Annotated in this window: 22 protein-coding genes; 20 read left to right on the top strand and 2 right to left on the bottom strand. The window is 60.0% G+C overall.

Annotated elements, in window-relative coordinates:
- The first annotated feature begins 7 nt into the window (after positions 1-7).
- The 20 genes from rplP to ACX3OW_RS08170 all read left to right on the top strand — a co-directional run bounded on the left by rplP (position 8) and on the right by ACX3OW_RS08170 (position 10,462).
- Positions 8-421, top strand: coding sequence for a 50S ribosomal protein L16 (rplP, locus tag ACX3OW_RS08075; RefSeq protein ID WP_459095242.1), 414 nt, complete (start codon positions 8-10; stop codon positions 419-421).
- 11 nt (positions 422-432) lie between these two features.
- Positions 433-627 carry a 50S ribosomal protein L29 gene (gene rpmC, locus ACX3OW_RS08080; protein ID WP_108459098.1) on the top strand — a complete coding sequence of 65 codons (195 nt, stop codon included), beginning with the start codon at positions 433-435 and terminating at the stop codon, positions 625-627.
- Between the two features lie 12 nt (positions 628-639).
- Positions 640-888: a 30S ribosomal protein S17 gene (gene rpsQ, locus ACX3OW_RS08085; protein ID WP_459095243.1), complete on the top strand. Its 249-nt coding sequence runs from the start codon at positions 640-642 to the stop codon at positions 886-888.
- A gap of 67 nt (positions 889-955) precedes the next feature.
- Positions 956-1,324, top strand: coding sequence for a 50S ribosomal protein L14 (gene rplN, locus ACX3OW_RS08090; RefSeq protein ID WP_056251235.1), 369 nt, complete (start codon positions 956-958; stop codon positions 1,322-1,324).
- Positions 1,324-1,635: a 50S ribosomal protein L24 gene (rplX, locus tag ACX3OW_RS08095; protein WP_459095244.1), complete on the top strand. Its 312-nt coding sequence runs from the start codon at positions 1,324-1,326 to the stop codon at positions 1,633-1,635. Before rplN ends, rplX begins: the two co-directional genes overlap by 1 nt.
- Complete coding sequence (gene rplE, locus ACX3OW_RS08100; RefSeq protein WP_459095245.1) at positions 1,628-2,185, top strand: 50S ribosomal protein L5; 558 nt, start codon at positions 1,628-1,630, stop codon at positions 2,183-2,185. Before rplX ends, rplE begins: the two co-directional genes overlap by 8 nt.
- A gap of 30 nt (positions 2,186-2,215) precedes the next feature.
- Complete coding sequence (gene rpsN / locus ACX3OW_RS08105) at positions 2,216-2,521, top strand: 30S ribosomal protein S14 (RefSeq protein WP_459095246.1); 306 nt, start codon at positions 2,216-2,218, stop codon at positions 2,519-2,521.
- 12 nt (positions 2,522-2,533) lie between these two features.
- Positions 2,534-2,932 (top strand): 30S ribosomal protein S8, encoded by a 399-nt coding sequence (gene rpsH / locus ACX3OW_RS08110; RefSeq protein WP_201653384.1) that lies wholly within the window; start codon positions 2,534-2,536, stop codon positions 2,930-2,932.
- A 51-nt stretch (positions 2,933-2,983) separates the two neighbouring features.
- Positions 2,984-3,517, top strand: a complete 534-nt coding sequence (gene rplF / locus ACX3OW_RS08115; protein ID WP_459095247.1) for a 50S ribosomal protein L6 — start codon at positions 2,984-2,986, stop codon at positions 3,515-3,517.
- A 12-nt stretch (positions 3,518-3,529) separates the two neighbouring features.
- Entirely contained in the window at positions 3,530-3,892 is a 363-nt protein-coding gene (gene rplR / locus ACX3OW_RS08120) for a 50S ribosomal protein L18 (protein ID WP_459095248.1), read from the top strand.
- Between the two features lie 23 nt (positions 3,893-3,915).
- On the top strand, positions 3,916-4,449 hold the full coding sequence (gene rpsE / locus ACX3OW_RS08125; RefSeq protein ID WP_459095249.1) for a 30S ribosomal protein S5: 534 nt from the start codon (positions 3,916-3,918) through the stop codon (positions 4,447-4,449).
- A gap of 21 nt (positions 4,450-4,470) precedes the next feature.
- The gene (rpmD, locus tag ACX3OW_RS08130) at positions 4,471-4,659 is read left to right on the top strand and encodes a 50S ribosomal protein L30 (RefSeq protein ID WP_459095250.1); all 189 of its coding nucleotides are present in this window, start codon (positions 4,471-4,473) and stop codon (positions 4,657-4,659) included.
- A gap of 17 nt (positions 4,660-4,676) precedes the next feature.
- Complete coding sequence (gene rplO / locus ACX3OW_RS08135) at positions 4,677-5,177, top strand: 50S ribosomal protein L15 (protein WP_459095251.1); 501 nt, start codon at positions 4,677-4,679, stop codon at positions 5,175-5,177.
- A gap of 130 nt (positions 5,178-5,307) precedes the next feature.
- Positions 5,308-6,648 carry a preprotein translocase subunit SecY gene (gene secY, locus ACX3OW_RS08140; RefSeq protein WP_459095252.1) on the top strand — a complete coding sequence of 447 codons (1,341 nt, stop codon included), beginning with the start codon at positions 5,308-5,310 and terminating at the stop codon, positions 6,646-6,648.
- Positions 6,645-7,214 (top strand): adenylate kinase, encoded by a 570-nt coding sequence (locus tag ACX3OW_RS08145; RefSeq protein ID WP_459095253.1) that lies wholly within the window; start codon positions 6,645-6,647, stop codon positions 7,212-7,214. Before secY ends, ACX3OW_RS08145 begins: the two co-directional genes overlap by 4 nt.
- Before the next feature lie 176 nt (positions 7,215-7,390).
- Positions 7,391-7,759, top strand: a complete 369-nt coding sequence (gene rpsM, locus ACX3OW_RS08150) for a 30S ribosomal protein S13 (protein WP_459095254.1) — start codon at positions 7,391-7,393, stop codon at positions 7,757-7,759.
- A gap of 80 nt (positions 7,760-7,839) precedes the next feature.
- Positions 7,840-8,232, top strand: a complete 393-nt coding sequence (gene rpsK / locus ACX3OW_RS08155) for a 30S ribosomal protein S11 (RefSeq protein ID WP_108459110.1) — start codon at positions 7,840-7,842, stop codon at positions 8,230-8,232.
- A gap of 98 nt (positions 8,233-8,330) precedes the next feature.
- A complete protein-coding gene (locus tag ACX3OW_RS08160) occupies positions 8,331-9,356 on the top strand; it encodes a DNA-directed RNA polymerase subunit alpha (RefSeq protein ID WP_459095475.1) in 1,026 nt (341 codons plus the stop codon).
- Between the two features lie 32 nt (positions 9,357-9,388).
- Complete coding sequence (gene rplQ / locus ACX3OW_RS08165) at positions 9,389-9,814, top strand: 50S ribosomal protein L17 (protein WP_459095255.1); 426 nt, start codon at positions 9,389-9,391, stop codon at positions 9,812-9,814.
- A gap of 123 nt (positions 9,815-9,937) precedes the next feature.
- Complete coding sequence (locus ACX3OW_RS08170) at positions 9,938-10,462, top strand: hypothetical protein (protein WP_459095256.1); 525 nt, start codon at positions 9,938-9,940, stop codon at positions 10,460-10,462.
- On the opposite strand, the gene ACX3OW_RS08175 is transcribed toward ACX3OW_RS08170, so the two are convergent.
- Positions 10,459-10,998 (bottom strand): P-loop NTPase family protein, encoded by a 540-nt coding sequence (locus ACX3OW_RS08175; protein ID WP_459095257.1) that lies wholly within the window; start codon positions 10,996-10,998, stop codon positions 10,459-10,461. The genes ACX3OW_RS08170 and ACX3OW_RS08175 overlap by 4 nt on opposite strands.
- Positions 10,999-11,083: 85 nt before the next feature.
- Positions 11,084-12,265 (bottom strand): type III PLP-dependent enzyme domain-containing protein, encoded by a 1,182-nt coding sequence (locus ACX3OW_RS08180; protein ID WP_459095258.1) that lies wholly within the window; start codon positions 12,263-12,265, stop codon positions 11,084-11,086.
- Between the last annotated feature and the right edge of the window lie 80 nt (positions 12,266-12,345).

The raw sequence follows: 12,345 nt of genomic DNA on the forward strand, positions 1-12,345 counted from the left end.
GTTCATTATGCTGCAACCTAAGAAGACCAAGTTCCGCAAGGCACACAAGGGCCGCATTCACGGCGCTGCCAAGGGCGGCACCGAGCTGGCTTTTGGCCAGTACGCCCTGAAGGCAACCGAGCCAGAGCGCGTCACCGCTCGCCAGATCGAAGCGGCTCGCCGTGCGATCACCCGCGAGATGAAGCGCCAGGGCCGCGTTTGGATCCGTATTTTCCCGGATCTGCCGGTGTCCAAGAAGCCGACCGAAGTTCGTATGGGTAAGGGTAAGGGTTCGGTTGAATTCTGGGCCGCCCGTGTTCACCCCGGTCGTATCGTATTTGAGATCGATGGCGTCCCCGAGGACGTTGCTAAGGAAGCTCTGCGCCTCGGCGCGATGAAGCTCCCGATCATGACGCGGGTTGTCACCCGCATTGCCGACTAAGGACAACGAGCATGAAAGCCAGTGATGTGCGGAGCAAGACCGCAGACGAACTGAAGGATCAGCTCGTCGGCCTGAAAAAAGAACAGTTCAATCTGCGTTTCCAGCGTGCTACCCAGCAGCTCGAAAAGCCGACCGAGGTCAAGAAGGTCCGCCGCGATATCGCGCGGATCAAGACGATCTTGGCCGAAAAGAACGCAGCGAAGTAAGGAGCCGCGACCATGCCAAAGCGCGTTTTGCAGGGGACTGTGGTCTCCGACGCCAATGAGAAGACGGTTGTGGTGCGCGTCGAGCGCCGCTTCACGCACCCGGTGATGAAGAAGGTGGTTCGTCGTTCCAAGAAGTACCACGCGCACGACGAGGCCAACGTGGCCAAGATCGGGCAGATCGTGTGGATCGAGGAATGTGCTCCGATCTCCAAGAACAAGCGCTGGACGCTGGTTCAAGAGGCTTCTGCGCCATCCGCGTAAGAGAATTTAGTTTTAGGTCGGCGAGCCGGATGACGGCCAAGCCGGTTCAACAAGAAGGCATCCAGTCATGATTCAGATGCAATCAAATCTCGACGTCGCGGATAATTCCGGCGCGCGTCGCGTCATGTGCATCAAGGTGCTGGGCGGCTCGCATCGCAAGTATGCGTCTATCGGCGACATCATTGTCGTTTCGGTCAAGGACGCTATTCCGCGCGGCCGCGTTAAGAAGGGTCAGGTCATGAAGGCCGTGGTGGTTCGCACCGCGTACGACATTCGCCGCCCCGATGGCACCGTCATCCGTTTCGACAAGAACGCCGCGGTTCTGATCAACAATCAGAAAGAACCGATCGGCACTCGTATCTTCGGGCCGGTTCCGCGCGAGCTCCGCGCCAAGAACCACATGAAGATCATTTCGCTCGCACCCGAGGTGCTGTAATGGCTGCCAAGATCAAGAAGGGCGATAAGGTCGTCGTCCTGGCTGGCAAGGACAAGGGCAAAACTGGCCAGGTCCTCCAGGTTTTCCCGACCGAGAACCGTGCGACTGTCCAGGGTATCAACCTGGTCAAGCGCCACACCAAGCAGACCGCGTCGACCGATGCCGGCATCTTCACTAAGGAAGCGCCGATCCACCTGTCCAATCTCTCGATCGCCGACAAGGATGGCAAGGCCAGCCGCGTTGGTTTCCAGATCACGGATGGCGTGAAGACGCGTATCGCCAAGACGACCGGAGAGACGATCGATGGCTGAGACAGCTTACGTCCCACGTCTTCGTACTGAATACGAAGACAACATCCGCAAGATCATGCAGGAGCAGTTCTCCTACACGAACATCATGCAGATGCCCAAGCTCGATAAGGTCGTCCTGAACATGGGCGTTGGCGAAGCTGTCGCCGACTCCAAGAAGGTCAAGATCGCCGCTTCCGAGATGGAACGCATTGCTGGCCAGAAGGCCGTGATCACTTACGCTCGTAAGTCGATCGCTGGCTTCAAGGTCCGCGAAGACATGCCGCTGGGCGTGAAGGTCACGCTGCGCAAGACGCGCATGTACGAGTTTATTGACCGCCTGGTGACCGTCGCGCTGCCGCGCGTTCGTGACTTCCGCGGGCTGAACCCGAACTCCTTTGACGGCCGTGGCAACTACGCTATGGGCATCAAGGAACACATCATTTTCCCCGAAATCAACTATGATCAGATCGATCAGGTTTGGGGCATGGACATCGTGATCACCACGACGGCCAAGACCGATGATGAAGCGCGCGCGCTGCTCAAGGCATTCAACTTCCCCTTCCGCACGTAAGCGGACAGGGAAGGGATAAAGGATCAGGATATGGCAAAGACCAGCTCCATCGTTAAGAACAACAAGCGCGCTGCGCTCGCCAAGCAGTATGCTGGCAAGCGTGCCGCCCTCAAGGCGCAGACCAAGGATCAGTCGATCCCGATGGATCAGCGTTTTGCCGCCCAGCTGAAGCTGGCCGAGCTGCCGCGCAATTCCGCCAAGGTGCGCGTCCGCAATCGCTGTGAAGTTTCGGGTCGTCCCCGTGGCTTCTACCGCAAGCTGAAGCTGAGCCGTATCGCTCTGCGTCAGCTGGGTAACCTGGGGCTGATCCCGGGCCTCGTGAAGTCGAGCTGGTAAGGAGAAACCGAGATGAGCTTTTCCGATCCTATCGGCGACATGCTGACCCGTATCCGCAACGCCCAGATGCGTCGCAAGAATTCCGTTTCGACGCCGGCTTCGACCCTTCGCGGTCGTGTGCTGGACGTTCTCCAGTCCGAGGGTTTTATCCGCGGCTATTCGGAGACGAAGTTCGAGAACGGTGCTTCCGAGTACGAAATCGAACTGAAGTACTCGGACAATGAAGGCGTCATCCGCACGATCGAACGCGTTTCGCGTCCCGGCCGTCGGGTCTATGCCTCGGTTAAGAATATTCCGCAGGTTGCCAATGGCCTGGGTGTTTCGATCCTCTCCACCCCCAAGGGTGTGATGGCCGATCACGAAGCCAAGGCTGCCAATGTGGGTGGCGAGGTACTCTGCCGCGTGTTCTAAGGCTCAGCCTTAGAATTCGCGGTAAGACGATTACTCAAGGATAGAACGAGAATGTCACGTACTGGCAAGAAACCGGTTGCACCGGTAAGCGGCGTTGCAGTTACGATCAATGGTCGTACCGTCACCGCCAAGGGCCCGAAGGGCGAGTTGAGCATCAATCTCATGGACGTCGTGAACGTCCAGGAGACTGCTGAAGGTCTGGTGGTTACGCCCACCAATGACACCAAGTTTGCTCGCTCGGCCTGGGGTACGACCCGCACTCTGCTGCAGAACATCGTCATTGGTGTTTCGGCTGGCTTCGAAAAGAAGCTCGCCATCCAGGGCGTTGGTTATCGCGCAGCGCTGCAGGGCAAGGATGTCAAGCTGCAGCTTGGTTTCAGCCACGAAGTGATTTACGAAGCCCCCAAGGGAATCACGCTCACTGTCCCGGTGCCGACGGAAATCGTCGTCTCCGGTATCGACAAGCAGCAGGTTGGCCAGGTGGCAGCGGAAATTCGCGCGTGGCGCAAGCCAGAGCCCTACAAGGGCAAGGGCGTTCGCTATGCTGGCGAGTTCGTCTTCCGCAAAGAAGGCAAGAAGAAGTAAGGAGCGCCTGCAATGGCTATCAGTGCAAAAGGTGTGGAACGCCGCAAGGCTCGTGTCCGCAAGGCGCTCAAGGCTCGTGCCTTCGGTCGTCCCCGTCTGTCGGTTTTCCGTTCGGACAAGAATATCTACGCTCAGATCATCGACGACGCGACCGGCCGTACGCTGGCTGCCGCTTCGACGCTCGACAAGGACATCAAGTCCGAGGTCAAGAACGGCGCAACTGCCGCCGCCGCTGCTACGATCGGCAAGCTGATCGCCGAGCGCGGTACCAAGGCCGGTGTGGCCGAGGTGATCTTTGATCGTGGGTCGTACATCTATCATGGCCGTGTGAAGGCCCTTGCAGACGCTGCCCGTGAGGGCGGTCTGCAGTTCTAGGCACGGACAAGGAAAGAAACATTATGAGCAGAGACGTTCAAGAACGCGAAAGCGAATTCGTCGATCGCCTGGTCCACATCAACCGCGTGGCCAAGGTGGTCAAGGGTGGCCGTCGCTTTGGCTTCGCCGCACTCGTCGTTGTCGGTGACCAGAAGGGTCGCGTTGGTTTCGGTCACGGTAAGGCCCGTGAAGTGCCGGAAGCGATCCGCAAGGCAACCGAGCAGGCCAAGCGCCAGATGATCCGCGTGCCGCTGCGCGACGCCCGTACGCTGCACCACGACGTGGCCGGCCGTCACGGCGCGGGCAAGGTTTTCCTGCGCGCCGCCGTTCCGGGTACTGGCATCATTGCCGGTGGTCCGATGCGCGCTGTGTTCGAGACCCTTGGCATCAACGACATCGTTGCCAAGTCGCAGGGCACCGCTAACCCCTACAACATGATCCGGGCCACCTTTGACGCGCTGAAGCGTGTTGACAGCCCGCGCTCGGTTGCTTCCCGCCGTGGCCTCAAGGTTTCGGAACTTCAGGCTCGCCGCGGCGAGACTGCGGTCGAAGCTTGATCGAGCTGACGGAGAGACACCATGGCTGACAAGAAGATGATTACCGTCAAGCAGGTCGGTTCGCCGATCCGCCGCGACAAGGTGCAGCGCGCGACCCTGATCGGTCTCGGGCTCAACAAGATGAACAGGCAGCGCGAGCTGATCGATACGCCCGAAGTTCGGGGTATGATCAACAAGCTCCCGCACCTCGTCCGCGTCGTCGGCGAATAAGAGAGAAGGTCGGTCAGATGACCCGTTTGAATGAACTTCGCGACAATCCCGGCGCCAATAAAGTTCGCGTCCGTGTTGGTCGTGGTATTGGCTCCGGCGTTGGCAAGACCGGTGGTCGCGGCGGCAAGGGCCAGACGGCACGCTCCGGCGTGGCGATCAACGGCTTCGAAGGCGGCCAGATGCCCCTTCACATGCGTATGCCGAAGCGTGGCTTCAATGCTTGGAATCCCAAGGATTGGAACGAAGTCCGCGTCGACCGCATCCAGGCCTATATCGACTCCGGCAAGCTTGATGCCAAGGCTGTCATTGACGCCGAAGCCCTCATCGCTGCCCGCGTGATCCGTCGCGCCAAGGACGGCATCCGCCTCATCGGCACTGCCGGCTTCACCTCCAAGAAGGTGACCTTCAAGGTCGATTATGCGACCAAGGGTGCGCTGGCTGCTATTGAAGCGGGTGGTGGCAAGGTCGACATCATCCCGGCGAAGCAGCCGTGGAAGAAAGCCCCACGCGCCGAGTAATCCACTTGGTTGGGTGCATCCGGCCGTATGGCCGGGTGCGCTCTTTTGGTTTGTTGCGTTAGGGATGTAGATGCATATGCTCCCGAAGCGCTCCGAGCGCACCTGGCCTTGAAGCCATAGGGAGCGATACATGGCGTCCGCAGCCGAACAGCTGGCACGTAATCTCAATTTTTCGACCTTTTCCAAGGCGAAGGCTCTGCAGCAGCGCATCTGGTTCACACTGGGCGCGCTGCTCGTCTATCGTCTGGGAACGTTCATTCCTGTTCCGGGCATTGACCCCGATGCCTTCCGCGCGACGTTCGAACAGAGCCAGCAGGGCATTGTCGGCATGTTCAACATGTTCTCCGGCGGTGCCGTGGAACGTATGGCGATTCTCGCCCTGAACCTGATTCCGTACATCACCGCCTCCATCGTCATCCAGGTTGTGTCGACTGCGTCGCCGCGGCTTGAGGCGATGAAGAAGGAAGGTGGCGAAGCTGGCCGTCGCAAGATGAACCAGTACACCCGCTACCTGACCGTGGTGTTCTGCGCTGTGCAGGCCTATGGCATTGCCGTCGGGCTGGAAGCCAGCCAGGGCGTCGTGCTCAATCCGGGCTGGTTCTTCCGCATGTCCACGGTGGTTACCCTGGTCGGCGGCACCATGTTCCTGATGTGGCTGGGCGAACAGATCACTTCGCGCGGTGTCGGTAACGGCATTTCGCTGATCATTTTCGCCGGTATCGTGGCCAATCTGCCCAGCACCATTGCGCAGACTCTCGAGCTCAGCCGCACCGGTGCTATTCCGGGCGTGGCGGGTCTCGGCATGATTGTGCTGGCCCTGGTGGTCATCGCCATCATCGTGTTCTTCGAACGTGCCCAGCGCCGGCTGCTGATTCAGTATCCAAAGCGCCAGGTCGGCAACAAGATGTTCCAGGGCGACAGCTCGCATCTGCCGCTCAAGCTGAACACCTCGGGCGTGATCCCGGTGATCTTTGCTTCGTCGCTGCTGCTGCTGCCTGCCACCATTGCGTCGTTCACGGCGCAGAGCAGTGGGTTGGGCTGGTTGCAGACGGTGACGGCGCTGCTCGGTCGTGGCCAGCCGCTCTATCTGCTGGTCTATGGCGGGTTGACCATCTTCTTCACGTTCTTCTACACGGCCATCGTGTTCAACCCGATGGAAACCGCGGACAATCTGAAGCGCTCGGGCGGCTTCATTCCGGGCATTCGTCCGGGTGAGCGCACCGCTGCGCATATTGACTACGTGTTGACGCGTATCACGGTTCTCGGTGCGATCTACCTGACCGTCGTGGCGTTGATTCCCGAAGTGCTGTTCAGCCAGTTGGCCGTCAGCCAGTTCATCGGTGGCACCTCGCTGCTGATCATGGTGACCGTTACCCTGGATACCATTAGCCAGGTGCAGAGCCACCTGATCGCTCAGCAATATGAGGGACTGGTCAAGAAGTCCCGTCTTGGAGGAGGCAAGCGCCGATGAGGTTGATACTGCTTGGACCGCCAGGAGCGGGGAAGGGGACCCAGGCCAAGATTCTGGTCGACGCCTATGGCATCCCCCAGCTCTCTACTGGCGACATTCTGCGCTCGGCCATTGCCGCCAAGACCCCGCTGGGGCTCGAAGCCAAGGCAATCGTCGACCGGGGTGACCTGGTGTCTGATGTCATCGTCAATGGTATTGTCTCGGAGCGTCTTGACGCCGAGGACTGCCAGCCGGGTTTCATCCTCGACGGCTTTCCGCGCACCATTGCGCAGGCCGAAGCGCTGGACCAGATGCTGATCGACAAGGGCGTCAAGCTCGATGCGGTCATCGAAATTAAAGCCGATGCTGACGAGCTGGTGCGCCGGGTTATCCAGCGTGCCAAGGAATCGGGCGGTGCTCGTGCTGACGACAATGAGGAAGTGCTGCGCAAGCGCCTCGGCGTCTATCAGGAGCAAACTGCGCCCCTGGTCGCCTACTATGCTGATGAGGGTCTGCTCAGGACCGTTGATGGCATGGAGCCGGTCGACCAGGTGACTACTGCCATCAAGGCAGCTATCGAACACTGATTACGGATTGGGTTTCACAGTTGACTCTGTGGGTCCGAATCCTTAAAGAACCGCGTCAGTCTCATGGATTATTGGGCTGGATTCGGTTCTCCACATCGTTGGGGGTCGAAGTCCGGTCCCTTGTTGTTATAAGGGCGCCAGCCGTGATGGTTCGCGCTGAATGAAGGAGAGCAGACGTGGCACGTATTGCTGGCGTCAATATCCCGACGAATAAACGCGTAATCATCGCGCTGCAGTATATCCACGGGATCGGCGACAAGTTCGCCGAGGATATCTGCACCAAGGTTGGCATTCCGGCGGAGCGCCGTGTAAACGAGCTCACCGACGCCGAAGTGATCCTGATCCGTGAGACCATCGACCGCGACTATGTCGTGGAAGGTGACCTTCGCCGCAACGTGGCGATGAACATCAAGCGGTTGATGGACTTGGGCAACTATCGTGGCCTGCGTCATCGTCGTGGCCTTCCGGTCCGCGGCCAGCGCACCCATACCAACGCTCGTACCCGCAAGGGCCCGGCGAAGGCGATTGCCGGCAAGAAGAAGTAAGAACCCGTCTTACGGGTTCTTCGATGTAGCTGCCGGGGCATGTTGCTAACGGCAGCGCTGATATCGAATAGAGGATTTACATGGCTAAGACTGAGACGGCGCGCGTTAAGCGCAAGGAACGCAAGAACATCACTTCGGGCGTTGCCCACGTGAATGCTTCGTTCAACAACACCATGGTCACCATTGCTGACATGCAGGGCAACACGATCTCGTGGTCCTCGTCGGGTGTCATGGGTTTCAAGGGCTCGCGCAAGTCGACCCCTTATGCAGCCCAGGTTGCTGCTGAAGATGCTGCCAAGAAGGCGCAGGAACACGGCATGAAGACCCTTGAGGTCGAGGTGCGCGGTCCTGGTTCGGGGCGTGAGTCCGCTCTCCGTGCCCTGCAGGCCGCCGGCTTCAACGTCACCTCGATCCGCGACGTGACTTCGATCCCGCACAATGGCTGCCGCCCGCGCAAGCGGCGCCGCGTCTAAGTTAGACCGATTGAAGAGCTCCCGGCCGTCTTTTGGCCGGGAGTCTTATTGCGTTTGCGGCGGTGCGGCTCGGGCTGGAGCCGCGATTTTGAAAGGACATAACCGTGACGATCCAGAGGAACTGGCAAGAACTGATCAAGCCGACCAAGCTGGAGATTGTTTCGGGCAGCGACAGCGCGCGCGTGGCCTCGGTGATTGCCGAGCCGCTTGAGCGCGGTTACGGGCTTACCCTTGGTAATGCTCTTCGTCGCGTGCTGCTGTCGTCGCTTCAGGGCGCGGCAGTAACCGCAATCCAGATTGACGGTATCCTGCATGAATTCTCCTCGCTTCCGGGCGTGCGGGAAGACATTACCGACCTCGTCCTCAACGTGAAGGAAATCGCGTTGAAGATGGGTGGCGAAGGTCCGAAGCGTCTCGCTCTGTCCCGTCAGGGGCCGGGTGCTGTGACGGCTGGCGACATCAAGGTCACCGGTGATATCGAAGTGCTGAACCCCGAGCTGGTGATCTGCCACCTCGACGACGGCGCCGAGATCAACATCGAGTTCACGGTTGATACTGGCAAGGGCTACGTCCCGGCTGACAAGAATCGCCCGGAAGACGCACCGATCGGCTATATCCCGGTCGATTCGCTGTTCTCCCCGGTGCGTCGCGTCAGCTACAAGGTCGATGCGACCCGTGCGGGCGAAAGCCTCGACAAGGACAAGCTGACCCTGCAGGTCGAAACCAACGGCGCCATCTCGCCGGAAGACGCGCTGGCTTTCGCTGCGCGGATTCTGCAGGACCAGCTGTCGGTATTCGTGAACTTCGAAGAGCCCAGCAAGGAAAAGGCACAGGATGCCGTTCCCGAACTGGCCTTCAACCCGGCTCTGCTCAAGAAGGTCGACGAACTCGAACTTTCTGTCCGCTCGGCCAACTGCCTCAAGAACGACAACATCGTCTATATCGGCGACCTGATCCAGAAGACGGAAGCCGAGATGCTGCGGACGCCGAACTTCGGCCGCAAGTCGCTCAACGAAATCAAAGAAGTCCTGGCACAGATGGGGCTTCACCTCGGAATGGACGTTGCCAACTGGCCACCCGAGAATATCGATGACCTCGCCAAGCGTTATGAAGATCACTATTGATCCCGCGCTGCCAAGATTTTTAGGAGACTCCCATGCGCCACGGTAATTCAGGTCGCAAATTCAGCCGGACTGCCAGCCACCGCAAGGCCATGTTCGCAAATATGTCCGCCGCGCTGATCAAGCACGAGCAGATCATCACCACGCTGCCCAAGGCGAAGGACCTGCGTCCGATCGTCGAAAAGCTGATCACCCTCGGCAAGCGCGGCGATCTGCATGCCCGCCGCCAGGCGATCGCGCAGATCCGCGACGAAGGCCAGGTTGCCAAGCTGTTCGCAGTGCTTGGCCCGCGCTACAAGGAACGCCAGGGCGGCTACATCCGCATCATGAAGGCTGGCTTCCGCTTCGGCGACAATGCGCCGATGGCCGTCATCGAGTTCGTTGACCGCGACGTCAACGCCAAGGGCCTCGATAGCGGTCCGGTGCAGGTGCGCGAAGATGACGAGTACGAAGCAGCGTAAGCTTCGACCTCACGTCGACAATTTTAGGGCGGCTGCGATATTCGCGGCCGCCCTTTTTGTTTTCAGCCTTCATTGAGAAACGGCCCGCTAAAGTGCCCGCCATGGGGCAGGGGCCAGCAGACCATGCGATGGTACAACGACAGCGGTGAGTCACTCATCAGTGCACACGCTCTGTTGCTGCTACTAGGTTTCGGCGCGCTGATTGTCGCCGCGGTGATGTTCCAGCTGGGAACCAACCGTAGCTCCTGGCCCACCGCGTCGGCGCAGATCCTATCGGTCGAAGTTCGCTGCCGGATGACGCCGATGGGATGGCGCTATCGCCATTCCTACCGCCCGGTGATTATCGGCTGCGAGCAGGTGGACCGGTTCAGAGCCGACAATACCAACAGGAGCTGGTCTTCAAGCCGTGTCTATAGCGGCGAGGTGGCGGTGACACGCGACGGCCAAACGGTGCGCTTTGTCAGGCCGCTCTCGGTCGCGGATGTGGGCATGGTGCCGGCGGTCGGCGGCGTGTTCGAGGTGGTGCAGAACCCGCGTGTGCCCATCGATGTCAGCCGCCCGAACTGGAGCCTTAGCGAATTGATGATCGGCGGCAGCTTGGCCGGGCTCGGTGCGTTCCTGCTGGCGATCGCCTTCTTCTGGGTTTAGCTCCGCTCCAGCCCCCACGCTTCATAGAGCGCGTTGATTTCGTCCAGCGAGCTGCAAAACACATAGGGCAGGCCGGATTGCTCAGCCGCACGCCGGTATTTGGCCGTGTTGTGGCGGGTCTTCCAGATCCAGTGGATCATCAGCCATTTGATGCTGTCGCGCTGGCCCACCAGGCCGCCCGGGCGGTTGGGCTCGAACAAGCTGCGTCGGAAGTAGCGGCCGAGCCGCCAGAGATAGAAGTCGTCAACGACGAGGATCGCGGTAGCGCGAGCGAAGCGTTGCGGCGTCAGGCTGGAATAATTGCCATCCATCACCCATTCGTCCGTCAGGATGGCCTGATCATGCAATGCCTGGAATTCGGCCGGATCGCGCTTTACCCAGTCGCTGTCCGGCAGATGATGCAACTGGTCGAGATGCACCGCCGGGATCGCTAGTCGGCGTGATAGCGCTTCGGCCAGCGTCGATTTGCCGGCATTGCTGGGTCCCAGCAGGCAGATGCGGCGGCCCAGTGCGGGCAGGGGAAGCAGGTCAGGCATTTGCATTTCCCACGGACCGGACGGCAAAACGGCCACTCCGGTAACGCCGAAGTGGCCGTTTTGCAAGCTGTGCTAGGGCCGCCGCTTATTCCGGCTGCTGGTCCTTGCCGGTATAGGCTTCGTCGACCCAGAACTGGTCACGGCGGTCAAAGCCGTTGAACGGGGTCAGCGAGGCCTGGGTATAGGCGCCCATCAGGCCGAATTCGATCCAGTCGTCTTCATCGATATCGGACGGCAGGGTGAACACCTGGGGCAGCACGTCATAGCTGTCGCAGGTCGGGCCCCAGATGGTGAATTCGGAGAATTCCTGGTCATTGTCATGCACGCGGGCGCCGCGCCAGACGCGAACCGGCGGGGTGAAGTGCATGAACTTGACTTCCATCAGGCTGCCATAAGCCCCGTCATTGACATAGACTGACTGCCCGCCGCGCTGATGTTTTACGCGCAGCAGCAGCGATGTGGATGACGTCACCAACGACCGCCCCGGCTCGATGATCAGCTCGGGCTTGTTCTTGTCGCCGAAATGCTCGGTGACTGCGGCCGAGATGGTGTCGAAATAGGTTTCCATCGGCGGCGCTTCGCTGGTCGGGTAGGGGGCCGGATAGCCACCGCCGATATTGAGGCGCTTCAGTTCTATCCCGGATTCCGCAACGATGCGGGCGGCGGCGGCGATATGACGCTCATAGGCATAAGCGTCTTCGCACTGGCTGCCGACATGGAAGCACAGGCTGGGCGTGTAGCCCATCTGCTCGACCATGGTGGCGATTTCGGCCGCGCCCTGTTCCATGACGCCGAACTTGATGCCGAAGTCATAGGACTTGAGCGCCTTGCCGGCCTTGAAGCGGGTGGTCACTTCCACGTCGCGGCTCGGCGACACCACGGCCGCCAGCTGGTCGAGCTGCTGGGGATGGTCGATGGTGAAGCTGCGCACGCCGAACTCTTCATAAGCGCGGGCAATCTCGCGCTTGTTCTTGATCGGGTTATTGTAGTGCATCACCGCGCCCGGCGCATGGTCGCGCACCAGTTCCATCTCGGTGTTGGACGCGACGTCGAATGCCTTCAGCCCCTCATTGTGCAGCTGGGCGATGACATGGGGCGACGGGTTGCACTTGACCGCATAGGTCAGCAATCCGTCAAAGCCCTTCTTGAACACCTTTGTGGCCTTACGAAGCTCACGTTCGGAGAACAGGAAGGCCGGAAAGTCCGGCGCCTCCGCCGCGATCAGGGCAGAGGTGTTCGGGTAAACGTGCTTCGGCTCGGTGGTCATCGACGACTGGCCTTTCGGGGCTGGGGATGCGTGAAATTGAGCGCTGCATATAGGACTAGGAAACCCCCGGTGCAATTGAT

The organism is Devosia sp. A449, assembly GCF_054489375.1.